At 49.2% G+C, this 24,980-nt stretch carries 17 protein-coding genes and 2 tRNA genes; 18 read left to right on the plus strand and 1 reads right to left on the minus strand.

Going from position 1 to position 24,980, the window contains the following annotated elements; genetic code table 11:
* The first annotated feature begins 343 nt into the window (after nt 1-343).
* The 14 genes from CFX1CAM_RS03200 (at nt 344) to CFX1CAM_RS03260 (ending at nt 19,694) form a co-directional block, all read left to right on the plus strand.
* A complete protein-coding gene (locus CFX1CAM_RS03200; protein ID WP_087861626.1) occupies nt 344-2,044 on the plus strand; it encodes an ABC transporter ATP-binding protein in 1,701 nt (566 codons plus the stop codon).
* Nucleotides 2,044-2,823, plus strand: a complete 780-nt coding sequence (locus CFX1CAM_RS03205; protein ID WP_087861627.1) for an energy-coupling factor transporter transmembrane component T family protein — start codon at nt 2,044-2,046, stop codon at nt 2,821-2,823. The genes CFX1CAM_RS03200 and CFX1CAM_RS03205 overlap by 1 nt, the downstream gene beginning before the upstream one ends.
* A 16-nt stretch (nt 2,824-2,839) precedes the next feature.
* Complete coding sequence (locus CFX1CAM_RS03210; protein WP_087861628.1) at nt 2,840-3,877, plus strand: s-methyl-5-thioribose-1-phosphate isomerase; 1,038 nt, start codon at nt 2,840-2,842, stop codon at nt 3,875-3,877.
* Between the two features lie 23 nt (nt 3,878-3,900).
* Nucleotides 3,901-4,683, plus strand: coding sequence for an MTAP family purine nucleoside phosphorylase (locus CFX1CAM_RS03215; RefSeq protein WP_087861629.1), 783 nt, complete (start codon nt 3,901-3,903; stop codon nt 4,681-4,683).
* Between the two features lie 116 nt (nt 4,684-4,799).
* Nucleotides 4,800-5,636, plus strand: a complete 837-nt coding sequence (locus CFX1CAM_RS03220) for a QueT transporter family protein (RefSeq protein WP_087861630.1) — start codon at nt 4,800-4,802, stop codon at nt 5,634-5,636.
* Nucleotides 5,637-5,709: 73 nt separating this feature from the next.
* Nucleotides 5,710-7,029, plus strand: coding sequence for an amidohydrolase family protein (locus tag CFX1CAM_RS03225; RefSeq protein ID WP_087861631.1), 1,320 nt, complete (start codon nt 5,710-5,712; stop codon nt 7,027-7,029).
* 371 nt (nt 7,030-7,400) lie between these two features.
* Nucleotides 7,401-8,330 (plus strand): ribokinase, encoded by a 930-nt coding sequence (gene rbsK / locus CFX1CAM_RS03230; RefSeq protein ID WP_157891666.1) that lies wholly within the window; start codon nt 7,401-7,403, stop codon nt 8,328-8,330.
* A gap of 262 nt (nt 8,331-8,592) precedes the next feature.
* Nucleotides 8,593-9,270, plus strand: coding sequence for an RHS repeat protein (locus tag CFX1CAM_RS03235; RefSeq protein ID WP_087861633.1), 678 nt, complete (start codon nt 8,593-8,595; stop codon nt 9,268-9,270).
* A 36-nt stretch (nt 9,271-9,306) separates the two neighbouring features.
* Nucleotides 9,307-9,759 carry a C-GCAxxG-C-C family protein gene (locus tag CFX1CAM_RS03240; protein ID WP_157891667.1) on the plus strand — a complete coding sequence of 151 codons (453 nt, stop codon included), beginning with the start codon at nt 9,307-9,309 and terminating at the stop codon, nt 9,757-9,759.
* A 496-nt stretch (nt 9,760-10,255) separates the two neighbouring features.
* The gene (locus CFX1CAM_RS03245; RefSeq protein ID WP_087861635.1) at nt 10,256-15,241 is read left to right on the plus strand and encodes a S8 family serine peptidase; all 4,986 of its coding nucleotides are present in this window, start codon (nt 10,256-10,258) and stop codon (nt 15,239-15,241) included.
* Nucleotides 15,242-15,313: 72 nt separating this feature from the next.
* A complete protein-coding gene (locus CFX1CAM_RS11295) occupies nt 15,314-15,484 on the plus strand; it encodes a hypothetical protein (RefSeq protein ID WP_157891668.1) in 171 nt (56 codons plus the stop codon).
* Between the two features lie 81 nt (nt 15,485-15,565).
* Nucleotides 15,566-15,967: a hypothetical protein gene (locus tag CFX1CAM_RS03250; protein WP_087861636.1), complete on the plus strand. Its 402-nt coding sequence runs from the start codon at nt 15,566-15,568 to the stop codon at nt 15,965-15,967.
* A gap of 90 nt (nt 15,968-16,057) precedes the next feature.
* Nucleotides 16,058-16,618: an Ig-like domain-containing protein gene (locus CFX1CAM_RS03255; RefSeq protein WP_087861637.1), complete on the plus strand. Its 561-nt coding sequence runs from the start codon at nt 16,058-16,060 to the stop codon at nt 16,616-16,618.
* Between the two features lie 436 nt (nt 16,619-17,054).
* A complete protein-coding gene (locus CFX1CAM_RS03260; RefSeq protein WP_087861638.1) occupies nt 17,055-19,694 on the plus strand; it encodes a S8 family serine peptidase in 2,640 nt (879 codons plus the stop codon).
* A 289-nt stretch (nt 19,695-19,983) separates the two neighbouring features.
* Here the strand turns inward: CFX1CAM_RS03260 and CFX1CAM_RS03265 are convergent, their stop codons facing one another.
* Nucleotides 19,984-22,437, minus strand: coding sequence for an FAD-dependent oxidoreductase (locus CFX1CAM_RS03265; protein ID WP_087861639.1), 2,454 nt, complete (start codon nt 22,435-22,437; stop codon nt 19,984-19,986).
* 413 nt (nt 22,438-22,850) lie between these two features.
* Between CFX1CAM_RS03265 and CFX1CAM_RS03270 the strand changes: the two genes are divergently transcribed.
* From CFX1CAM_RS03270 to CFX1CAM_RS03285, 4 genes are all read left to right on the plus strand, one after another.
* Nucleotides 22,851-22,923: transfer RNA gene (locus tag CFX1CAM_RS03270), tRNA-Gly, on the plus strand.
* A gap of 55 nt (nt 22,924-22,978) precedes the next feature.
* Nucleotides 22,979-23,050 (plus strand) — tRNA-Cys (locus CFX1CAM_RS03275).
* A gap of 286 nt (nt 23,051-23,336) precedes the next feature.
* Entirely contained in the window at nt 23,337-23,939 is a 603-nt protein-coding gene (locus CFX1CAM_RS03280) for a TetR/AcrR family transcriptional regulator (RefSeq protein WP_087861640.1), read from the plus strand.
* On the plus strand, nt 23,936-24,937 hold the full coding sequence (locus CFX1CAM_RS03285; RefSeq protein ID WP_087861641.1) for an SDR family oxidoreductase: 1,002 nt from the start codon (nt 23,936-23,938) through the stop codon (nt 24,935-24,937). The genes CFX1CAM_RS03280 and CFX1CAM_RS03285 overlap by 4 nt, the downstream gene beginning before the upstream one ends.
* Nucleotides 24,938-24,980 lie beyond the last annotated feature (43 nt).

Below are 24,980 nucleotides of genomic sequence, written 5' to 3' on the forward strand. Positions count from 1 at the left end.
TCACTTGTTTTAAAATATCCATATTTATTTTCAAGTGTATCTTTTCTCTCCAGAATAAAGCAAGGTTGATTTCCGTTTGCTCAACCATCAATGTTAAATTTCTCATAAACTTTTTTTAAATTGCGTTATAATAGATTGCAAATTTATTGTCTTATTGATGTTATTAAATGAATCGAGTTATCATCGAAATTTTCGGATTAATAATCCCTTGCTGGTTTAAAATCAGCGCGCTGCAAAAGCCGATACCTTTTGCAATCGTGGATCAATTAAAGGCTGTTCCGGGTTCCTCTTTGCCTGGGCAGCCTTTTTTTATTATTGAGTGGAATAATAATTTGGAGGCTAAGTGAGTGAACCCATTGTTTCAATACGAGATGTAAAGTATCGCTATCGTGGGCAGAAAGTGAATGCCCTGGAGGAAATCAACCTGTCGCTTGAGCCGGGTGAGTTCCTGATGTTGATGGGCCCCAGTGAAGCCGGCAAGAGCACGCTGGCCGCCACAATCAACGGCTTGATCCCTCATTTTCACATGGGCAAGTTAGAGGGTGATGTGACTGTCAAAGGTCGCAATACGCGTGATCATTCGGTGGCACAAATGGCTGAACTGGTGGGCATGGTTTTTCAGGATTTTGAGGCGCAGCTCTTTTCCACCAACGTGGAGCTTGAAGTCGCCTTTGGACCGGAAAACTTTGCTGTGCCACGGGAAGAAATCAAAGAACGCATTGACGAGAACCTGGCTTACGTCGGGCTGGAAAGATTTCGCAATCGACCGCCGTCCACGCTTTCCGGCGGGCAGAAGCAGAAGTTAGCCATCGCTTCGGTGCTGGCGTTAAAGCCCCAGGTTCTGGTGATGGACGAACCCACCACCGACCTGGACCCGATCAGCAAGATGGGCGTGTTCGAAATCACCCACCGTTTGTGCAAGCGCGATGACCTGACTCTGTTGATTATTGAACATGAAACCGAAGAAGCTCTTTTTGCAGACAGGATTGCACTCATCAGAGATGGAAAATTGATTAAGGTGGGTCCGACGCGGGAAATATTAACCGATGTGGCGTTGATGGAATCCCTGGGCGTGATGCCGTTGGGCATCCCCAAATTCTTTAAGGCAGTGGGTGTATCCGAGTTGCCGCTTACCCCTGATGAAGGTGTGGAGACCTTTAAATCCTTGAAATTACAGATTAATGATCTTGCATACCAGGAAATGGTGGCCAGAGAAAAGGCTGAACTGGAAAAATTCAACGAGCCATTGATCCAATGCACAAATCTTTCGCACACCTATAAAGGTGAGGTTGAAGCGCTGAAAAAAGTTAACATTGAGATTCATCGTGGCGATATGGTGGCGATTATTGGGCAAAATGGCAGCGGTAAAACGACCTTGGCCAAGCACTTCAACGGACTGCTCCTGCCCACTGAAGGAGAAATCCTGGTTAATGGGAAGCCCACCCGCGAACAGGGAATTTTTTCTCTCGGAAAAACGGTTGGTTATGTGTTTCAAAACCCGGATCATCAAATTTTCTCAGAAAAGGTCTTCGATGAAGTCGCCTTCAGCCCGCGCCTCAGGAAATTGCCTGAGGAGGAGATCAAACAGCGCGTGTTGGAGGCTTTATCTGCAGTGGGCCTTGAAGGTTTGGAAGAGGAGGATCCCTTCACCCTGACCAAGAGCGGTCGTCAACGGGTTGCGGTGGCTTCGGTGCTGGCTTCGAACCCGGATGTCTTAATCCTGGACGAGCCCACCACCGGGTTGGACTACAGTGAACAGAGCAGCATGATGAACATGGTCAGGCGCTTGAATGAAAACGGCAGCACGATCATTTTCATCACCCATCATATGTGGGTCGTGGCTGAATATGCCAAACGCGCCTTTGTGATGAAAGACGGTGATGTTATTCTGGAAGGTAGCACCCGGGAGGTGTTCTCCCACAGCGAAGTTCTACGAGACGCTTTTTTGCGTCCACCCCATTTTGTTGAATTTACCCGTCGTCTGGGTTACACATTTTTAACACCCGCCGAAATGAAAGCCTGTTTAGAAGGAGCGCATAGCTGATGGATGCTGAAATTTATATTGACAATAATTCATTTATTCATCGTCTGGACCCTCGGGTCAAGATTATCATATTTCTTCTGACCTTTGTGGCGATCTTGCTATTTCAGGACCCCTTGTGGATGTTGCCGATTACTGTTTTAATCATCATTCAGTTGGTGGTCTCAGGTGCTCTGGTTAATATGCGCCGAATTCGATATATTTTAATCGTTTTGACGATTTCCAGTTTGATCTTATGGAATTTATTTTCATCTGGCGAGACCAAGCTATTCTGGTTTTTTTCGGTTGAATCTCTTACCTATGCTGTGGCACGGACTATGCTCATGATCCTGATGATCTCTACCGGCATGGTATTGATTACCTCCACGCGTAATGAGGAACTGGTCAACGGCATGATCCGGTTGGGGATGCCTTACCGGGTTGGCTTTGCGATTTCCACAGCCTTGCGACTGGTACCGACGATTGTGACCAGCACCCTCACCATCAGCCAGGCTCAACGCAGCCGCGGCCTTGACCTGGAATCGGGCAATCTTTTTGAAAGGGTAAAGAAATTTTTACCTTTGCTGGTGCCTGTGTTTATCTCAAGCATCCGCAATACCAATATCTTCGGCATGGCTTTAGAGTCCAAAGGCTTTGGTGCTTCAGAGAAACGTACCTTTTACCTGGATTTTCATATGAATAAAACCGATTATATTGTGCTGGCATTTTCCATCTTGTTCATGCTGGTTTCGATTTACTTTGCGGTTATGGGTTATGGGAAAATCGAAGGATTAATTCGATGATGAGTTTGGAGGATTTATGCAGTTAAGTGAAATCAATGCCCTATTGCCATTCTTATTACGGCGAGAAAACGTCGCCCGTTATGAGGATGGGGCAGTGGTGATGTGCGATCGGCGAAAATATCCCTTCGAGAAGGCTTTTCATCGTTGCCATGATGTCGAAGACGCCGCAAGGGCAATTGAAGATATGGTGACCCAGGGCGGCGGTCCACAATATGTTGGTTTATACGCCATGGCTATGCTGGCAGGACAGGTGGCGGATCAGGACAGCGTCAAACAGCGGGAGGCTTTTCAAACGGCTCGCCAGCGATTGGTCAGAACCAGGCCGACCAATACCAGCCTGGCGCGCCTTCTGGAACGCGCCATCGGGATCATGTACGACGCCCTGGATGAAGGTCAATCGGTCGAAGCAAAGCTGTTGGAATGGATTGAGCATATTCGTGATCTCAGCTATGAGAAACACCTTAAATGCGGTCAGTTTGGCGCCAGTTTGATTGATGATGGAGATGGCATTCTGACGATGTGCTTTGCAGAAACCTCTTTGTTGATGACTCTGGCGATTGCCAAACAACAGGGCAAAAACATGCAGGTCTTCACGCCCGAAACCCGGCCTTATCTGCAGGGTGCTCGCCTGACGGCTCCCAGTATCCATGAAATTGGTGTACCGGTTAAAATTATTACGGATAATATGCCTGCCCATGTCATTTCAGAGGGTAAAATTAAGAAATACTTCACCGCGGCTGACCTGGTAACCCTGGATGGTCACGTGGTTAACAAAATTGGCACATTCCAGAATGCATTGGCAGCCCATCATTATGGTGTGCCGTATTTTGTTTTCACCCAGGCGGCTGATAAACAAAAACCCAACCGGGCATCAATTGAAATCGAAGCCCGGGATCCTGAAGAAATCAGAACCTGCCGGGGTGTGGCCACCACCTTGCCTGAAATCGATGCCTATTACCCGGCTTTTGACATCACTCCACCGGAGTATGTGGCAGGTGTGATCACCCAGCATGGCATCCTCAGCCCGTATGATCTGGCGCGTTATTTTGGATAAGGATAGAATCGGAGAAAACAAGTATGGACGCAGCGATCATTTTCGGAACCGGCATTTACTTGATTAAGGGGTTCAATGGTGTGGAAAAGACGATCGAAACGCCCTATGGCCCGGCGCTGGTCAACATCGGTACATATGAGGGTTTTGAACTGGCTTTTTTAGCCCGGCACGGGTTGGACCATACAACTCCACCGCATAAGATTAATTACCGGGCAAATATCAAGGCGTTGCAAATCCTGGGAGTTAAGCACGTGCTGGCAACCAACGCGGTAGGCTCAATTACCCGCGTCATTCCCCCGATGGGCTTGGGATTGCTGACCGACTTCCTCGACTTTACCAGTGGTCGGGAGTTTACCTTTTTTGATGGAGGGAACTCAGGTCTGGCTCACACCAATATGGATGTGACCTATTGTCCGGTTTTGCGCAAAAAGATACTGGATCTGGCACCGGAGTTTGATTTGAAAATCCATCCAGAAGCTGTGTATGTTGCCACGAACGGTCCGCGCTTTGAAACACCGGCTGAGATTCGCATGTATGCCCAATTAGGCGGCGATGTGGTAGGAATGACAGGCATCCCCGAGGTCGTGTTGGCCAGAGAACTGGGAATGCACTATGCTGCGGTTGCCTATTCGATCAATTGGGCGGCTGGCTTAGAACAGGAAATGAGCTTTGTAGGCGACCAAATGGCAGATATTAAGCAACGTTTAACGATGCTGTTGGTTAATACTTTAAAAGCACAGCTTGATGAAACCTGTGGTTGCGAACAGGCTGTGATGATGATGCACGAACCGGTTAGAATATCATAAATTATTCTTCCAGTTTTTGTAAAGGAGGTGACACCCAACAAAAAAAAGAGAACCCATTTTCCGATCAACAAGTCTCATCAAATCGAATTGTCTTTTAGTTATTAAGGAGTTAAATCATGAAAGAAGTTGTAACCATGTGGAAGAACACCCGGATGATCATCCTGGTGGCGCTTTCCGCTGCAATTTACGCAGCATTTCTAATTGTTTTCAAGGGCGGCATCCCGATTGTACCCGGAGTCACCGAGGTGCGCCCGGCGAATGTCTTCCCACCCGTTTTCGGGCTGTTATTTGGCCCAGCTGGCGCCTGGGGCGCCGCCATCGGTAACTTAATTGGAGACCTGTTTGGCGGCACTTTGGGAATGGGCTCAATCTTCGGTTTCTTTGGGAACTTCTTCCTGGGTTTCATCCCTTACAAGATGTGGGGTGCAACCTTTGGCCTGGTGCCCAAGAATGACATGAAACAGAATACCAACAGCTTCAAGAAAGTGTTGGCTTTTGAACTGGTTTCACTGGTTGCTGCAGCAGCCTGTGGCGTCATTATTGCCTGGTATCTCGATTTAACCGGTATTGTTCCCTTTGCCTTCCTGGCAATCACCATCACCGTGAATAACTTTGCTGCTTCCGTTGTTCTGGGCCCCATCTTGTTGCTGTTGCTGTATCCGCGTGTCAAGCGCTGGGGTTTGGTGTGGACGGACATCATGGCTAAAGAAGATGTTGCTAAGGGCTTTGCTAAAACCATCGGTTCAATTCTCATGATCGTTGGCGCAATCGGCGGGTTGATTGTCGGCGTGCTGGTGGCCATTGGCGTTGCGGGTCAGCAGTTGTATGGGTTCACAGGAGCACAGGGTCAGGTTGCGGTCTGGTTGTCGGTTCTGCCATTCCTGCTGATGATCATTGTCGCCAGCGTGATGCTTTCCGGTCAAGAGCAGTTTGTAGAAGAGTTGGAAGATTAATCTCGGATAACGTGTTGGAAATAAAGGTGAGTGGTTGTTGAGCCACTCACCTGTTTTATATAAGGATGATGGCATGATGATCAAAGAGACCAACCGCATCGATACGTTGTTAACTGGTGGCACGATTATCACCATGAACCCCGAACGACAGGTTTTACATGATGCAGCTCTGGCGGTGCATGAAGGCAAAATTCTGTGGATTGGAGACGCCAGTGAAGCAGAATCCCGATTTACCGCTGGAGGGCGGGTTGATTTACAGGGTCGGGTGGTTATCCCCGGGCTGGTGAATACCCACGGGCATTGGGCGATGACGCTCATGCGCGGATTGGTTGATGACTGTCCGCTTGAACAATGGTTAGGGACCATCTGGCGGGTAGAAGCGGCAGTGCTTTCTCCTGAAACCGTCGTGACCGGTTCTGAGTTGGCCATCATCGAAATGCTGCGTTCCGGTACCACCTGCGCGGCTGATATGTACTGGTATTACCCGGAGGTGACGGAAACATCCCGACGAGCAGGATTCCGTATCGTAACCGGACCCAGTTTTGCAGAAATTGAAGGGTTTGAAGATTATCGCCATACCAACCAGATGATTGCCATCGAATACCTGGACCATTATGTCGATGTGCCCCTGGTGCATCCGTGCATCCAGGCGCATTCTGCTTATACCACGAGTCCGACGACCCTGGAACACGTGATGGGGTTGGTTCATGACCGTGGTTTACTTTTTGTGACTCATGCCTCTGAATCGAAAGGTGAGTTGGAACTGGTTCAGGAAAAGCATGGCGCACGCCCCATTGCGGTTTTAGATAAATTTGGTTTGTTGAGTGAACGCACCTTATTAGCCCATTGTGTGCACCTCACGGATGAGGAGATTGGTCGCCTGGCTGAGACAGGTACCTCGGTGGCGCATTGCCCTTCATCGAACTTGAAGCTGTCTTCGGGAATTGCGCGGGTAGCCGATATGCTTGCCCAGGGCGTTAATGTGAGCATCGGCACGGACGGCCCAGCCAGCAATAACGACCTTGACCTGTTTCACGAAGCGCAACTGGCGGCGCTGGTGCAAAAGGGCGTTACCGGCAATCCGAAGGTCTTGCCTGCTGAAAAAGTATTCTCGATGCTCACCATCGATGGCGCTCGCGCCGTTGGTTTGGATGACATCATCGGATCGTTGGAAGTTGGAAAATCTGCTGACCTGGTTGTGATTGATTTTAATTCAGCCAACCTGACGCCTTGTTACGATTATTATTCGCATTTGATTTATGCCCTTTCGATCGGTGATGTTCGAGATGCGATGGTTGCCGGGCAGATGCTGATGAAGGATCGGCAGATGCTTACATTGGATGAAGCCGCAACTCGCGCCGAAGCCAATCGCATCGCCAGGGAAGTTTTTTAATCCCTGTGTGTCGATAAAATTGAGACAACTGACGCCCATAATTTCGATGATCAGGCGGAGGAGAAGTGATAGGTCTCAAAAAAACATCAACTCACCAGACCCGGAAGTGATAATCAAACCTCAGTGATGGAGATAGACAGCAGAATATCAATAGAGAATGATCAAGAACGATGATGCCTGTAAACAACCCGTGGAGAATGGGGAATTACTACGATCCAATGACAATCCGTTTTTGAAGCACAATTTCGAATCCAGAGACAACAGGAGTTCCCTTGAAAAAGGGGATGTCAGATTTTGAGATATTTATGATTTAACAAGAAGATCCATAGTGCTTTCGTTTTATGAATGAATTAGAATTAAATGGAGGTGTAATGAAACAACAGAAAATCGTCGTATTTGGAAGTTATATCGCTGATCTAATAACTCATTGCAATAGATTGCCTACAATTGGGGAGACAATTAAAGCAAGCTCCTTTAATAGTGGGCCTGGAGGAAAGGGGTCTAACCAAGCTGTCGCTGCACAAAGAGCTGGCGCAGATGTTTTGTTGATAACAAAAATTGGAAATGATTACTTTGGAAAAGCTGCTTTAGATTTTTATTCATCAGAAAACATGCCTTTGGAAGGAATTATTGTTGACAATAACCATGCAACAGGATGTGCATTAATTATGGTCGGTGATGATACAGCGCAAAATATGATAACAGTTTATCTTGGCGCCTGTGATCACTTTACTTCAAAAGATATCGAATTCGCCAAGACTTTGATAAACGGAGCAGATATCATTTTAGTTCAACTTGAAACAAACTTAAATGCGACAACTGATATTCTGCAATATGCAAAGCGTTGTGATTGCCTTACTGTTTTAAATCCTGCTCCAGCTCAACAATTCGATGAAAATTTCTATGAGTTAGTTGATATTGTAATTCCAAATGAAACGGAAGCATCCATTCTGACAAACTCAATGGTTGAAAATGATCTCAATAGTTTAAGATTTGCAGCTAATAACTTTATTCGAAAAGGTGTTAATAAAATAATAATTACTTTGGGATCAAATGGTGTCTATGGCTTTGATGGTGCAAGTGATTTTATTTATCCTGCAAATGCTCCTTATCGGGTTGTTGATACCACAGGTGCAGGCGATGCATTTTGCGGAGGATTTGTTGCTGGATTATCAAAAAATTACAGTTTCTATGATTCGGTTCGCTACGGGACAACGGTTGCTGGTCTTTCTGTAACAAAATATGGAGCTGCCCCGTCAATGCCTTATGCGGAAGAGATAAATAAATATTATAAAAAATGAATTAAGAATAGTAGAATGGAACAATTAAATGACTAAGAAAATTGATTACTCAGAAATGATCAGAATCCCCGCTTCGACATATATATAGAGTGTTGTTCATCGAATTATGTAAGGAGATTGTCCTTATGATCATGGGCCAAGAGAAGTAAAAATCAGCGATATTAAAGTTAGTGTAACATTCTTTCTGTAAAATCTAGAACCTTAAAAAAGTGGTGAGTCAGAAGCCCCTAATAAGATCATAACATCTGAAAAGGAGAACTAAATGACTTACCAAGAAAATTATGACCTTTCGTCAAGTACAATAGAAAAGATGACAGGTTTGATGCAAACCATTACAGACCCACGCAGCAATGCAACCGGTTTTACTTACAATGATAACGATGACCTGATAAGGCTCACCAATGCGGTGGGAGACAGCGAAGTGTACACCTATGATGATGCGGGTCGAAACATCACTAAAACCAATGCTCGTGGTTTTACAACGACCTTCACTTATGATGATTTCGATCGGCTTTTGACAATTAAAGACGCACTGGATGGGGTTACTGCTTTTACATACGTTGCTGTAGGAAATGAACATAGCGAGATGAAACCCAATGGCAAGGCGACCACATTTACCTTTACCGATCGTGATCTGTTGCAGACAATCGTCGATCCAGCCGGGTATGTGACAACTTATAGTTATGACGCGGCTAAGAATTTAATATCCTTAACTGATGGCAACGGTCATACGACCACATTTAGTTACGATGCTTTAAACCGCAGGGTCAGTCAAACCAACCTGCTTAATCGGACCACAACCTTTACCTTTGATGGGAATGGAAACCTGGCGATACTTACCGATCCACTTAATCATGCGGTCACATCAGTTTATGATGCCTGTGACCAACCCGGGGAGAAAGGGGGATTACTACGGCCCGATGGCAACCTGTTTATTTAAAGCACAATTTCGAATCCAGAGACGACAGGAGTTCCCTTGAAATTTGAAGATCAAGCAAAAAGACTGTTCGAGGCGCATTACAATTGTGCCCAATCGACGTTTGGCGCCTTTGCCGAGCATTTTAATCTTGACCTGACCACCGCGGTGAAAATCGCAATGCCCTTTGGCGGCGGAATCGGGCACAGCGGCGGGATGTGTGGCGCGGTCAGTGGTGGGATCATGGTCATTGGGCTGGCCCGGGGTATCGATGTTTATGATAAAGATAAAAAAGAAGCTTGCTATGCTCTGGCGAGAGAGTTTTTGAACCGATTTTCTGCGCTGCATGGCTCATTGACCTGCCCTGGATTGCTGGGAGTGGATATCGGAGACCCATTAGCCCAGCAGGATGCACGAGAACGGGGCCTGTTTCGAGCGGTTTGTACGCAACTCGTCGTCGATGCAGCCCGGTTGGCGGCTGAGGTGTTGGAGCTGGACCAGGATGAGGGGTGAGGACTGGGTCACCACGACTGTCAATTAAATGGAACGCAACAAAGAATTTAGAATTTAGAGCTTAGAACTTAGAATTTAGAGCTTAGAGCTTAGAGCTTAGAGCTTAGAGTTTAGAGCTTAGGGCTTTGAAAGTTCACAAATTACGGAACTGAAAAAACCGAATTGCCTGTTATCCATATTTAAACCCACCATTTTTTAAGGTTAACGATGGCAATTTTCATGGCAGATCACATTAATATGATACAATAATAATTAGCTTAACAAGAATTTTGTCTCTCAGTGCAATTCTCATGAAATACTCATAATGCGGACCAAATTTAGTGTCTAACGGAAGAGAATAAGAGAGTATTTAATGAATTAATTGCGCCTTGTAGCGAAATTCTGTTTGGGAGAAAAACCACTATTTGCAAAAATGATGACTGGAGGTTTTTATCGGAGGAAAAGTTTATCCATAGTACAAAATGACGGTTAATTGTTAACAACTTTGGAGGATACGATGAAAAAAATAATTTTGAATGTGTTTACCTTCGTGTTGTTGCTCAGCTTCATGGCATCGCCAGTTCTGGCGGATCGACCAGCCAGGGGAGCTGAGAAGACGCCGGAGATCAAGCCAGCGCTGACAGCACGAAATCAAGATCCACCAAGCCTGGCGGTGAGCGAAACCGGATTGTACATTGTTCAACTGGACGATGCGTCCCTGACAACGTACATGGGTGGCATTCCCAGCTTGCAAGCCACCAGCCCGCAAGTGACTGGCGCCAACAAACTCGACACAACCGCACCGGCAAGCCTGGCTTATAAAGCGTACCTTGAAGGCAAACAGGTGGATTTCATTTCACGAATGGGTGCTTCGTTGGGGCGCTCTGTAGAGGTCAGGTTCCAATACCTGAATGTGCTCAACGCACTGGCGGTGAAAGTCTCCCACGAAGAGGCGCTCGCCCTTGCACAAATGCCAGGAGTGTTGGCAGTCTACCCCGACAGGGCACGTGAGATTGATACCGATGCCAGCCCGGCATTCATGGGTGCACCCACTTTTTGGGAAGGAGAATTTGGCCAGGACAAGCATCGTGGAGAAGGGGTGATTGTCGCCATGCTGGATACCGGCGTCAACCCGGAGCATCCCTCGTTTGCCGCAACCGATGGATATGGCTACACCCATACCAATCCCTTTGGCGCAGGGACTTATGTGGGGGTGTGTGACCCGGATGCTGATGACTATGATGTAGATTTTCCCTGTAACGACAAATTGATCGGTGCTTATAATTTCTATTCAGGACCTGATCCACAACCCACCAGCGCTCGAGATTGGCATGATCATGGCTCCCATGTCGGCAGCACTATCGCCGGGAACAAGCATGATGCCATTATTAGCGAGCTTGGGATTCCCCGTACTATTTCAGGTGTCGCCCCGCGTGCCAACATTATTTCGTACCTGGTGTGTTTCCCGTCCTGTTACGATACAGGAATTGTTGCAGCAACGGAACAGGCTCTCGATGATGGCGTTGATGTGCTGAATTATTCCATCTCAGGCGGCGACGATCCCTGGGATGATCCCGTTGATCTGGCATTTCTGGAAGCCACTGCTGCAGGCATGTTTGTTTCAACATCGGCTGGAAACGATGGCCCCGGCGCCAGTACGGTTGCTCATACCGGCCCCTGGAATGCCGCAGTCGCAGCCAGCACCCAGAACCGGTCTTTTGCCAACGACCTGAGTGTGATTGCCCCAACCGCGCCCGTTGACTTGCAGAATATTTACGCGTTGCGCGGCGAAAATGTAATCATCTCGGCAGACGTCGAGGCGCCTATCAAATATGATCCGGATAACAACCTGGGCTGTGAGGATTTCGATTCAGGCTTTTTTGACGATTCCTTTGCATTAATCCAGCGTGGCGATTGTCCTTTTGCTGATAAAGAAGCCAATGCCAGAGCTGCTGGCGCGATTGGCCTGGTTGTTTTCAACAATGCTGCTGGCCTCCCAATTGTTATGGGCGCAACGACAGGCGACATTCCCGCGGTGATGATTAGCAAGGATGACGGTGAGGCGTTAAAAGATTACATCTTGGACCATCCGGACACAACTGAGATTTTACTCAGCGCTACCCATGCAGTTATTGATGACAGTTTAGGCGACATCATGGCTGATTTTAGCTCCCGTGGGCCCAGCCAATGGGACTTGTTGAAGCCTGATTACACCGCACCCGGTGTGAATATCCTGGCAGCGGGACATGAAAGCGAAGATGCGTATGTCTTTATGCAGGGGACCTCGATGGCCTCGCCCCATGCTGCTGGCGCAGCAGCTCTGATGGTGCAGCGATACCCGACTTGGACCCCGGCGGAGATCAAATCTGCCCTGGCGATGACCGCTTACCAGGACGTGCTCAAAGAAAATGGCGTTGATCCGGCGGGCTATTTTGACATGGGTTCTGGACGAATTGATTTGCACGAAGGCGCCCAGGTCGGCTTGGTGATGAATGAGACCTTTGCTAATTACCTCGCGGCAGACCCGCATGATGGCGGCGACCCCAAGACGCTGAATCAACCCAGCATGGTTGACCACAAGTGCGTTGAGAGCTGTTCCTTTACCCGCACCGTACGAAATGTGCTGACAGACGCCACAACATACGCTGTCACCGTGGAGGCACCAGCTGGCATGCAAGTTAGCGTGGTTCCAAACAACTTTACCATTCCCAAAGATGAAACTCAGGAATTGGAGATCACTGTTGACGTCGATATGGATGTGCTGGACCCTGGAGAGTGGGTGTTTGGCCAGATTGAACTGAAAGTTGCAACCACCGAGTCCGCTGAAACGGTCGCCACGCACAAACTGCCGATCGCAATCAAACCTTTCTCAGAATCACCGGAAATCACCCTGAACCCTGAAGAGATTTCCTCTTCTCAATTCCCTGGACAGGCGGTGTCGAAAACCCTGACCATTGGAAATACAGGGGGTGTGGACCTGGAATGGGAGATTGAAGAAGAGCCTGGCATCACCGCTGTTTTAGGCTTGACAATCGATGGCGAAACTGTGGATGATTACCCAACAGTTGCGGTTGAAGGTGTACGTGCTGAGCGGCTTGACATGCTCACGCTTGACAGCGCAAGGATCGAAGCGCCACAAGCCGCACAACCCACAGCTGAAGAAGATTACCACCTGGTGCTTGATGACGGCACAATAGATACTGTAATTGGCATTGGCGGGACCTGGGAATTCATATTCCTGAACCGGTTTACGCCGGAGCCCTGGGCATACCCCCTGAGCTTGAAAGAAATTCGGGTTGTATTTCATAATGCAGGGAATGTGGCTGTGGGTGATGAGATGATCCTGGTGGTTTATGAAAACACCACCGGTAACCCTGATCCTGCCATTGGCTCGAATTTCCTGGCCAGCTATCCGGTGACGGTTGTGGGTGTGCCGGCTTGGAACGTGTATACCCTGCATGAACCCCTGGTTTTGAATGGCCCTGGTGATGTGATCATTGGTGTAATCGCTATGGAAGTTCCGGGCTCAGCCTATCACCCGGCTGCTTTAGACACAACGACGCCTCAGCATCGTTCCTGGATTGGCATCTGGGACGACTGGCCGCCGCCTGACCCGCCCTTGCTTCCACCTGATGATACCTGGATGTTAATTGATGGGTTTAGACCGGGCAATTGGATGATCCGTGGATTGGCGACTTATGATCCTGTGTGTACCAATCCTGAGGACGTCCCATGGTTGGCGGTTGATCCCACTGCTGGTACAACCCCACCGGCCATGAGCACGGATGTTTTGGTGACGTTGGATTCAACGGGTATGAGTCCGGGCAACTATCATGCAAACCTGTGTATTACCAGCAATGACCCTGCCAAGCCGCTTTCAGTTGTTCCTGTGGAAATGGAAGTTGTGCAACCCTGCCTGAGTGTTGACCCGGAAAGCCTTGAAAAGAGCTTACGGCCTGATCAGACCGGGACTGAAACTTTGCACCTTATCAATATTTGTGAAGAACCAGTTGATTTCACGCTCATAGAGATTGATGGTGGCTATTCGTCCCCTGCGTACCTGGAAAGTGGAACGGTTATCCTCTCGAACACCGGACCCTATAACAGCCTGCCAAACGCAGCCTTCCCCATGGCTGACGTGGAACTGATCCTCGATGACGGCTCAAGGGAGAACGGTATTGGCATTGGCGGGACCTGGGAATTCATCTTCTTGAACCGTTTTACTCCTGATCCAGGCGCTTATCCCTTTACCCTTGATGAGATCCAGGTTTACTTTGCCAGTCAGGACCAAGTCTGGGTTGGCGACAGGATGGACCTGGTGGTTTATGAAAACACAAGCGGTAATACCGATCCCGCGGTTGGTGCACAATTTTTAGCTCGTTTCCCAGTGGAAGTTGAAGCCCTTGATGCCTGGAACACCTATGCATTACCGGGCGGTGTTGTCCTGGACGGCCCGGGCGACGTCCTGATTGGCGTGATCGCCATGGAAACCCCGGGATCCAATTATTGGCCTGCGGCTTTGGATCAAACCAATTCGCAAGAACGTTCGTGGGCAGGCTGGTGGTTAACTTCACCGCCACCTGTTGAGCCAACACTGCCGCCGGATGAAGAATGGATGCTAATTGATGACTTCTTACCAGGCAACTGGATGATCCGTGGTAAGGGCTCGTTTGGAGGTGGTGATGTGCCCTGGTTATCTGAAAACCCGGAAAGCGGTACGATTCCGGCCAGTGGTGAGGTTGACATTACCGTGACCTTTGATTCAACGGGTTTGGATATCGGTGATTACTTTGCGATCATCAGGGTCAGTTCGCCACCGGCTCCAGCGATCGATGTGCCGGTGACATTGCATGTGATCAATGAGGCTCCTGTCGCTGAAGACCAGGCTGTTGAGACCCTGCAGGATACGCCCATCGAAATCACCCTGGAGGCGACCGATGCGGAAGACGACCCATTGACCTTCATCATTGTTGACGAACCCGAACACGGAGAACTGCAGTATGGTCCGGGCGAGCTGCCAACGCTGACTTATGTCCCAGACCTGGGATGGTTTGGTGTGGACAGCTTCACCTTTAAAGCCAACGATGGGTGGAACGACTCGAATATCGCCACGGTCACCGTCACAGTGCTGCGAGATAACAAACCCCCGCTGGCGGTTGACGACTTCTACGAAACGGACATGGATGTGACCCTGGTCGTGCCGGCGCCCGGCGTCATGGCAAATGATTCTGACCCGAACCCCGGAGATCGATTGGTTGTTGAACTAAAAGATGCTCCCTTGCACGGCACCGTGGAATTGGCTGAAGACGGCTCATTTACTTACGTGCCCAATGCAGGTTTCTTTGGCAAAGACAGCTTTACCTATAACCTGATTGGCATACCGCTACATTGGCCAGATTCGGATCGAGGACCACAATATATTGATACTGCGACCGTGCATATAACGGTGGTGGGACCAGAGGTGTCCTTGCACACCATCTTCCTGCCAATCATCTTCCACTAATTTCTCGATCTGTAAGTCACATAGAGGCTGCTCGCAAGGGCAGCCTCTTTTGTATTAACTGGAAAATGGCGAATGTGGAAGGGAAACACAACGTTGGTTGAGGGGGATGAAGAGGTACTGGCGACGACAAAAACACTGCCAGCAGGTGAAACTGACTTTAATTTTATTTGTCTTTCAGAGGTGCCTTTGATGACTGATATTGGTGATGAATATTCGTCGCTGTTAGGCAAATCTGGTATATAGCACTCTACGTGCCTGGAAAATGGAACGGTTATCCTCTCGAACACCGGGCCCTACAACAGCCTGCCGAACACAGCCTTCCCCATGGCTGACGTGGAGCTGATCCTCGATGACGGCACAAGGGAGAACGGTATCGGCATTATTGGCGGGGATTGGGAATTCATCTTTTTGAATCGTTTTACTCCTGATGCGGGCGTTTATCCCTTTACCCTTGATGAAATCCAGGTTTACTTTGCCAGTCAGGACCAAGTCTGGGTTGGCGACAGGATGGACCTGGTGGTTTACGAAAACACAAGCGGTAATACCGATCCCGCGGTTGGTGCGCACTTTTTAGCTCGTTTCGAAGTGGTAGTTGAAGCTCTCGATGCCTGGAACACCTATCCATTACCGGGCGGTGTTGACCTGGACGGCCCGGGCGACGTCCTGATTGGCGTGATCGCCATGAAAAAGTCGGGATCCAGTTATTATCCTGCGGCTTTGGATTAAACCACTTCGCAAGGACGTTCCTGGATAGGCTGGTGGTTAACTTCACCGCCGCCTGCTGAGCCAACACTACCGCCGGATGATGATTGGAGGTTGATTGATGGATTTAATTACCCGGGCAACTGGATGATCCGCGGTATGGGCACCTGTAAAGGCGGGGATGTGCCCTGGTTATCTGAAAACCCGAAAAGCGGAACGATTCCGCCCGGAGGTGAGGTTGCCATTGCCGTGACCTTTGATTCAACGGGTTTGGGTATCGGTGATTACTTTGCGATCATCAGGGTCAGTTCGCCACCGGCTCCAGCGATCGATGTGCCGGTGACATTGCATGTGATCAATGAGGCTCCTGTCGCTGAAGACCAGGCTGTTACAACACCCTTCAATACGCCCATTGCCATCTCCCTGGTGGCAACAGACCCGGACGGCGACGTGCTGGCTTACAGCATCGTTGGTGGACCGGGACATGGCGTCCTTGAATACGGAATGGGTGAATTGCCCGCACTGACCTATATTCCCAACCCTACCTGGTCAGGCGTAGACAGCTTTACCTTTAAAGCCAATGATGGGCTGATTGACTCAAATATTGCAACGGTAACGATTACTGTCGGAGCCAAACCTTTGAATAAAATCTTCTTGCCGCTCATCCGACGGTAAAGAAAACATCCATTGACGAGAATAAAGGCTGCCTCGCACAAAGGAGGCAGCTTTTTGTGATTGTGGTTGCGGTGAGCGATAACGGATTCTTCATGCAAAGCGATCTTCATGTATTCATTGTCAAAGAGCGGATTTTAAAAAGATGAGAAATCGAGATCTGAGAAAAATCTTTTGATCGAGTGGACCTGGACAACTTTAATAATTGCAACCTGTGTTACAATCAAGCGAAGCGCACGAGCCGCTATTCCAACATTCATAAAAACAGTCAGAAAGGAAACGCATATCGATGAGAAAATCGTTTATCGAGTTAAGGGTTTAAAATTTTTATGAATAGAAGAAAAAACCCAATGAAGTTCGGTTGACCGGATTGGTGCGTAGGCTTTTGATCAAAAATTGCAAATCGAATCAAAAAAAATTTAATATAGAAGGAGTAGCCATGTTTAAAACCAATTATTTGAAAATCTCTTCGTTTTTCTTGATTGTTGGATTTCTTTTCGTTTCAATTCTGCCGCTTCACGTTTTGGCAGAAGACATTGAACCACAAACCCCTGTATTTGTTGACCCTCAGGTCGTTCAAGACCTACAATCCAAAGGAACAACGAGTTACTGGATTGATTTTAAAAACCAGCCAGACCTAACCCCTGCCTATACGATGGACTGGCGTTCACGGGGTCAGTATGTATACGAGCAACTCAGCAAAGAAGCCGATCAATCTCAGCGCAATGTCAGGGCTTACCTGGATGAGGGCAATATTTCTTATCAATCCTTTTGGATTAAAAACTCCATCCTGGTGTTAGAATCCAATCTTAATGTTGTCAATGGGTTATTGAATTTTTCCGAAATTTCGGCAATTCGCCCTGTTAAAGAATATCTCCTGTATGCACCCGAACAAGTTGATTCAGCTTTTGACAACGGCATCAACGGCGTTGGATCCAATATCTCCCGAGTGAAAGCCGATCAAGCCTGGGCTCTCGGTTATACCGGCGAGGGATTGGTGGTCGCCAATATTGATACAGGAGTGCGTTACACCCATCAGGCTCTGGTGAATCAATACCGCGGCAACCTGGGTGGTGGCAGTTTTGACCACGACTATAACTGGTTTGATCCTTATAACACTTACTTAAGTCCTGCTGATGGACATGGTCATGGCACACATACCATGGGGACCGCTATTGGCGATGATGGCGGCGCTAATCAAATTGGTATGGCACCGGGCGCAAATTGGATTGCTTGCCGGGGGTGTAACTCCAACTCATGTGCTGATTCCGCATTGTTAACTTGTGCACAATTTATCACCGCGCCGACCAAAACTGACGGCACCGTCCCAAATCCGGACTTGCGTGCCCATGTGGTCAATAATTCCTGGGGTGATTGTAACCGTTCATATGATGACTGGTACCAGGATGTTGTCGATGCCTGGCATGCAGCAGGCATTTACCCTGTTTTTTCGAATGGTAATAATTCAAATTGTGGATATTCCAGGCCACCAGGGCTCAATACGGTTGGCAACCCTGCCCGCTATGGCAATGTCACCGGCGTGGGCTCTTCTGGCAATAGCGATGGACAGTATGCGACTCATTCTAACTGGGGGCCCACCGACAACCCTGATACGATCAACGCCAAAGCCGGGTTCGACATGATGAAACCGCAGGTTGTGGCTCCTGGCGTGAATATTCGTTCCTCCGTTCCTTCCTCAGATACGGCTTACCAAAATGGTTGGTCTGGAACCTCCATGTCAGCACCGCATGTGACCGGCCTGGTCGCTTTAATGTGGCAGGCAGGGCCCTGTTTGGTGGGGGATTACGCGTTAACCGAAACTCTGTTAGAGGATACGGCAACTCCGATGACCTATGATGATGGATCACCGTTAACGCCGACCAATTATCCTAACTTTGCCACGGGTTGGGGCGAAATAAACGCCCTGGCTGCCGTACAGGCTGCAGCAAGCATTTGTGGTGCCACCACTTTGAGAGGTGTTGTGTCAGGTTTAGAAATGTGCGATGTCAATCCAGCTCCGCTAGGAGGCGCAACGGTTAATATTTATGATCATGGTGCCTTATTGACAAGCCTGACAACGGATGGTGGTGGGAATTATATCTTTGCCCTAGACGCTGGAACATATGACCTTGAAGTCGTGATGAATGGTTATGTGACTCAGACTGTGTTTGGGGTGGTTCTGGAGGAAGGCGCCAATCTTGTTAACAACTTTGAATTACGTTTAAATGCGCCCTGCTTGAGCGTTGCTCCCACCAGCCTGGTTGAAACTCTTGCCCCTGACCGAACGAAAACGCAAACGTTAAAGCTGTCCAACACTGGCGCTGGCAAAGCAGATTTCACCTTGATCGATATGCCAGTACCCCTACTTCCTGATGTTCAATTGGTCTCCGACCCAAGCTTTGAAGGCTACACACCCAACTCATTCTGGAAAGAATATTCCGAGCTATTTGGAACACCGTTGTGCACAATCGATGATTGTGGAACTGGAACGGGAACCGGCCCAAGAACTGGAGATGTCTGGTCCTGGTTCGGAGGTAGCTATAGTGGCGATTCTGGATATGTTTCCCAGGATGTGACCATCGGAGTTGGTTTGGCTGAGCTGAGTTTTTATGTTGAGCAATATGTATGTGGGATAGGAGGGGTAAATAATTATTTACGCTTACTAATTGACGATCATGAAATCTGGCGTACAGATGGCACCGATCCGGCTTGCGGCGTTTTTGGTTATCGTCAGATCGAGCTGGATGTGTCTGCCTATGCTGATGGAAACTTGCATGAAATAAAATTTGATTCAAATACAGTGGGTGAGGGCAACTTCTTCCTGGATGATGTTGAATTGTATCTTTCCCCTGCTTCTGATGTGCCCTGGTTATCTGAAAACCCGGAAAGCGGTACGATTCCGCCCGGTGGTGAGGTTAACATTACTGTGACCTTTGATTCCACCGGGCTGGTCAAAGGAGAATACCTTGCGAAGATCAGGATTAGATCTCCTCAGGCTCCAATGATCGATGTTCCGGTCACACTTGTCGTAACAGAGGGATCAGGAAACCGAACTTTCCTGCCGCTCATCGTACGGTAAAGAAAACATCCATTGACGAGAATAAAGGCTGCCCCCACGAAGGAGGCAGCCTTTTGTGATTGACTTTTGAAAAGGCTTGAACATAAGAAATGAAAACCAGGCAGAACGTCCGGTGATTGGCTGCTGAGGATGTAACCGCGCCTCCAGACCAAAGCCGCGAATAAAAAACGATGGAGGGTCGATATCCGATCCTCCATCGTTGAGCTGAGAAAGATTACGCAGGTCAGTGAGCGCTTGTGAACAAAAACGTCATCGGATCAAGATCCGTTTCAACCATGCGGACGGGTGATTAAATAAAGATGACGGCGTTGGATTCATCCGATGCTGCCAGCATGGTCGCCACGCCGACCACCTCGATGCCGTCGATCAGCTCCTCGCGCTTGATGCCCATCAGGTCCATCGACATCTGGCAAGCCTGGACGCGAACGCCGTTTTCGATGGCAGTTTGCAGCATGGTGGGCAGCGAATCGACGTTCTTTTTCTTCATAATGCCCTTGATCATGGCAGTGCCCATACCCGCCATATGCATCTGGGAGAGCTTTGCCTTCTGCGTGCCGCGCGGCATCATCCAGCCGAACATCCGCTCGATTAAATTTTTCTTGACCGAAACGTGTTCGTTTTTGCGCAACAGGTTCAGCCCCCAGAAGGTGAAGAACATGGATGCTTGATGACCCGAGGCGATCACACCGTTGGCGATGATGCAGCCGGCGATGGCTTTGTCGAGGTCTCCGGAGAAGATCACCATGGTTTTATTCATCCCCAGTGCTGGCGCTGATACAACGTGTCGGGGGGCGCCTTTCTGAATTTTCGCCACGATCTTACCGTCTTCGGTATCGATCGAAAGCAGGCGGTTGCCTGTAGATTTTGCCCAGGCTTCAACATCGCTGGTGAAACCAAAATCGGTGGCCTGGACGGTGACGATATCGCCGTCCTCCACCTCTTTAATTTTGTTATACAGTTTCAAAATCGGTCCGGGGCACTGCAGTCCGCAGGCGTCGACGATGAATTCCTGAGCGGCAATTGCTTTTTCTGGCGGAATTTCTTTCAACTCCTCTTTGCTGCTAATGCTGACGTGCTCATAAACATCAAAGTTCGATTGGCGACCAACGGCGTGGGAATAGGTTTTGTATCCACCGTTGAGGTTGTAAACATCAAAACCCAATTGGCTGAGGATGCGCGACGCAAAATAAGAACGTTGCCCGGTCTGACAGTAGACCAATACGGGTCGGTCTTTGGGGATTTCATTAATCTTGCTGCGCACCTGTTGCAGGGGGATGTGTACACCGCCATCGATCATACCCAGAGCCAGTTCTTCAGGTAAACGCACGTCAAGAATGGTGGTTTTTCCCCGGTCCAGGCTGGCTACCTGATCCCAATTCATCAGTTTGACGTCACCGCGCAGTGCGTTACCTGCACCAAACCCGGCGATATTGACCGCGTCTCGGGCGGATCCAAAGGGCGGCGCATAAGCCAGTTCGAGTTCTTCCAGGTCGTAAACCGTCAGACCGGCTTGGATGGCTGTGGCAATCACGTCAATGCGTTTATCCACGCCCTCCAGCCCGACCGCCTGGGCGCCGAGGATGTGCCCGTCTTCTTTGAACAGCAGCTTGAGGGACATTGGAGAGGCACCGGGGTAGTAACCGGCATGATTGGAGACATGGATGATATTATTTAAGTAGGGGATGCCGGCAGATTCGAGGGCTTTGGCGTTCAGACCGACCGAGGCAACGGTCAGGTCAAACACTTTGACCACCGAGGTGCCGATGACGCCGTTGAAAGAAGATTGCCGCCCGCAGATATGGTCTGCTGCCACGCGTCCCTGGCGGCTTGCGGGTCCGGCGAGTGCCAGGTTGGTGCGTCCGCCGGTGATACGCGCGGTCACTTCGGTCACATCGCCCACAGCATAAATATCGGGGTCAGAGGTTTGCATGTGTTGATTGGTGACCACCGTGCCGCGTACTCCAAGTTCAAGTCCAGCATCCGCCGCGAGCTGATTCTCGGGGCGGACGCCGATGGAGAGGATCAACATGTGTGTATCCACGCTGCGTCCGCTGGTCAGCTCAACTTTCATCCAACCGTTTTCTGCCTGGTGGATCGCTTTCAATCCGTCACCCAGGGCCAGACGGATGCGCTTGAAGGTCAGGTGCTGATGAACCAGGGCTGCCATCTCGTAATCAATGGGGGCCAGAACCTGGTTGAGCAGTTCGATTAACGTCACCTCGATCCCGCGATGGTGCAGGTTTTCAGCGATTTCGAGCCCGATGAAGCCGCCGCCAACGACCACAGCGCGAGGGGGCTTTTCCTGATCAATATAGTCTTTGATGGCATCCATGTCCTGCATATTGCGCAGGGTAAACACGCCTGGCAGGCTCACACCTGGCAGGGACGGGATGATCGGTGCAGCGCCGGGTGACAGCACCAATTTATCGTAACTTTCTTCGTAGGTGCTGCCGGTTTCAATGTTGCGTACCGTGATTGTTTTCTGCGCCCGGTTGATGCGGATGACCTCATTGTTGACACGGACATCGATATTGAGCAAGTCTTTCAGGTCCTGGGGAGTGACCACCAGCAATTTTTCCCGATCGTGAATGACCTCACCGATGTGATAGGGCAGGCCGCAGTTGGCGAAGGATACGTAAGGACCCCGCTCCAGCAGAAGAATTTCGGCATGTTCATCCATGCGACGCAATCGGGCTGCTGTACTGGCTCCGCCGGCTACACCACCAATAATGACTGTTTTCATATGCGTTTACTCCTCGTTGTAAATCGATCCTTTAAAAAATTGTATTCAGATCGATGTTGATAATTTTCATCGAATTATACTCTGGTTAAATTAATTTTTTAGGGGGTTTGCATCTTCCTGGGAATAATCGTCGATTGAAAAATGTTGAAAAATCAGTTTATGAAGCATCATCCTCTTTGAAAATCAGCACGATTTTAACGAATTTCCTAACATTTGCAGGGGCACCCCCCGCCTGGTACGCTCTGTGCCCTGCAAGGGATTGAGCTGTGGTCGCACGCTCCGGATTGGACAGTCACAAAGATCTGCCTCGGCTCCTCCTGTGGATAAGAAAAACACAAAACGATTTAACAAAAAAGAGTTGACGGATTAAACCTGTTGTGCTAAAATACATTTTGATAGCAGACTAAGCTTGTGCGGGTGTAGTTCAATGGTAGAACGTCTCCTTGCCAAGGAGAAGGTTTGAGAGTTCGAGTCTCTTCGCCCGCTTTTTGAACACACGATGGCTGGTATCCACAAGCCGGGTATCAGCTTTTCTTTTACTGGCGACGTAGCCAAGATGGTAAGGCAGGGGTCTGCAAAACCCTCATCACGGGTTCGAGTCCCGTCGTCGCCTTAAGAATAATGAAGCACTCCGGTCAACGGGGTGTTTTTTTGTCACGAACGTGCGCTTGGGTCCTGCCCTTGCGTTCAAATCCCTCCTCAATCGGGGGCGTTTGAGGAGGCAAACACTGCGTCCGCCAGGTCGCGGGAAAATTCAGGGAAGGCGCTGGTGACGCGGCAATTTTATATGAAAAGTTAACGATGAATCCCCTTGCATATTTTTCAGTCCTGGTGTATGATACTTATACAAACCGACTGGTCGGTCGGTTTTAACCAAGAACGTGGAGGTGAGTTCGCTTATGACAAACCTGGTGCGCGGTGCGGATACGCGGCAGTCAATATTAGATACGGCATTGAGCCTGTTCTCGAAAAATGGTTATGATGCTACCAGCGTAGCGGAAATCTGCCAGCAAGCGCAGATCAGCAAAGGCGCATTTTACCACCATTTTCCATCAAAACAGGACCTGTTCCTGGCTTTAATGGAAACCTGGCTGTCAACAGTGAACCGATTCTTTCAACTTGCTGAGCAATCCGCTGAGACTGTGCCCCAAATTTTGGAAAACATGGTGGCTTTTTCCGGTGGATTGTTTGATGCGCTTGAGAGGGGATTCCCGATTTTATTGGAATTTTGGACCCAGGCCAGCCGACACCCGGCCGTGTGGGAAAAGGCAGTTGCCCCTTACAAGCGCTATTTGGACTTGTTTTCCAGGTTGATTCAATCCGGGATTGACGAAAATTCTTTCCATCGCGGGGTTGACCCGGAACACGCAGCCCGGATTTTGACGTCAATGGTGATGGGTTTGCTTTTACAGGCGACTTTTGATCCGCATGGCGCAAATTGGCAGCAGGTCACCACGTTTGGGTTAAATCTGTTAATTAATGGACTGGAGAGTGAAAAATGAATTTAATAACTGGCGCAGCCGGTCATATCGGAAATGTATTGGTACGGGAGTTGCTTTCCCGTGGCGAGAAGGTGCGGGCATTGATCCTGCCGGGCGAAGATACCCGATCGCTGGATGGTTTACCCGTCGAGCGGGTTGAAGGGAACGTCCTGGATCTGGATTCCCTGCGCGCAGCCATGCAGGATGTGGACGTGGTCTTTCATCTGGCGTCCCTGGTTTCGATCACAAAGGATCAGGAAGAGCTGGTGCGCAAGGTGAATGTGGACGGTACCCGAAATGTAATTGAGGCTGTCAGAGATGCCCGGGTCCGAAGATTGGTATACACCAGCTCGATTCATGCGCTGGAGCGTCCGCCAATCGGCACGCCCGTCAATGAAGCCTTGAAATTTGACCCGGAAAACGCGGCAGGTGTTTATGATCAAACCAAAGCAGAGGCATCGCTGCTGGTCAAGCAGGCTGCCAGTGAGGGACTGGACGCTGTTATCCTGTGTCCGACGGGCGTCACCGGACCCTATGATTTTCGCCGCTCAGAAGTGGGTGAGCTGATCCTCTCATTTATGCAGAAAAGGATCACTTTCCTGGTCGAAGGGGCTTATGATTTTGTCGATGTGCGCGACGTGGCAACAGGTCAGATTTTAGCGCGAGATTACGCCAAATCCGGTGAAACTTACATCCTTGGCGGTGAACGCATTGAATTGAAACTTATGCATGACCTGGTTAAAAAAGTGACCGGGAAGGATACCAAAGTATTGTCTTTCCCCTTGCCAGTGGCTTTGATTGTTGCCCCAATCGCAGAGCTGTATTACAAGGTCACCAAGACCCGGCCGCGCTTTACACGCTATTCGATTGAGACCGTGATCAGTAATTCGGAAATCTACTCGGATAAAGCCAAAGCAGAATTGGGCTACAAGCCACGCTCGTTGGTGAACAGCATCGCTGACACCGTGCGCTGGTGGTGGGAAAACCTGGGACTGACCCGGAAGTCCCTGCGTTTGTAAACGGTTTTTGTTCAGCATCGGCATAACAAGGCACCCTTTCGGG

The sequence above is a fragment of the Brevefilum fermentans genome (assembly GCF_900184705.1).
Classification (GTDB): domain Bacteria; phylum Chloroflexota; class Anaerolineae; order Anaerolineales; family Anaerolineaceae; genus Brevifilum; species Brevifilum fermentans.

What these genes read in the sequence shown, in the direction of transcription:
- CFX1CAM_RS03205 (WP_087861627.1), top strand. Translation starts at nt 2,044, where the DNA reads ATGGATGCTGAAATTTATATTGACAATAATTCATTTATTCATCGTCTG.
- CFX1CAM_RS03210 (WP_087861628.1), top strand. Translation starts at nt 2,840, where the DNA reads ATGCAGTTAAGTGAAATCAATGCCCTATTGCCATTCTTATTACGGCGA.
- CFX1CAM_RS03215 (WP_087861629.1), top strand. Translation starts at nt 3,901, where the DNA reads ATGGACGCAGCGATCATTTTCGGAACCGGCATTTACTTGATTAAGGGG.
- CFX1CAM_RS03220 (WP_087861630.1), top strand. Translation starts at nt 4,800, where the DNA reads ATGAAAGAAGTTGTAACCATGTGGAAGAACACCCGGATGATCATCCTG.
- CFX1CAM_RS03225 (WP_087861631.1), top strand. Translation starts at nt 5,710, where the DNA reads ATGATGATCAAAGAGACCAACCGCATCGATACGTTGTTAACTGGTGGC.
- rbsK (WP_157891666.1), top strand. Translation starts at nt 7,401, where the DNA reads ATGAAACAACAGAAAATCGTCGTATTTGGAAGTTATATCGCTGATCTA.
- CFX1CAM_RS03235 (WP_087861633.1), top strand. Translation starts at nt 8,593, where the DNA reads ATGACTTACCAAGAAAATTATGACCTTTCGTCAAGTACAATAGAAAAG.
- CFX1CAM_RS03245 (WP_087861635.1), top strand. Translation starts at nt 10,256, where the DNA reads ATGAAAAAAATAATTTTGAATGTGTTTACCTTCGTGTTGTTGCTCAGC.
- CFX1CAM_RS11295 (WP_157891668.1), top strand. Translation starts at nt 15,314, where the DNA reads ATGTGGAAGGGAAACACAACGTTGGTTGAGGGGGATGAAGAGGTACTG.
- CFX1CAM_RS03250 (WP_087861636.1), top strand. Translation starts at nt 15,566, where the DNA reads ATGGCTGACGTGGAGCTGATCCTCGATGACGGCACAAGGGAGAACGGT.
- CFX1CAM_RS03260 (WP_087861638.1), top strand. Translation starts at nt 17,055, where the DNA reads ATGTTTAAAACCAATTATTTGAAAATCTCTTCGTTTTTCTTGATTGTT.
- CFX1CAM_RS03265 (WP_087861639.1), bottom strand. Translation starts at nt 22,437, where the DNA reads ATGAAAACAGTCATTATTGGTGGTGTAGCCGGCGGAGCCAGTACAGCA.
- CFX1CAM_RS03280 (WP_087861640.1), top strand. Translation starts at nt 23,337, where the DNA reads ATGACAAACCTGGTGCGCGGTGCGGATACGCGGCAGTCAATATTAGAT.
- CFX1CAM_RS03285 (WP_087861641.1), top strand. Translation starts at nt 23,936, where the DNA reads ATGAATTTAATAACTGGCGCAGCCGGTCATATCGGAAATGTATTGGTA.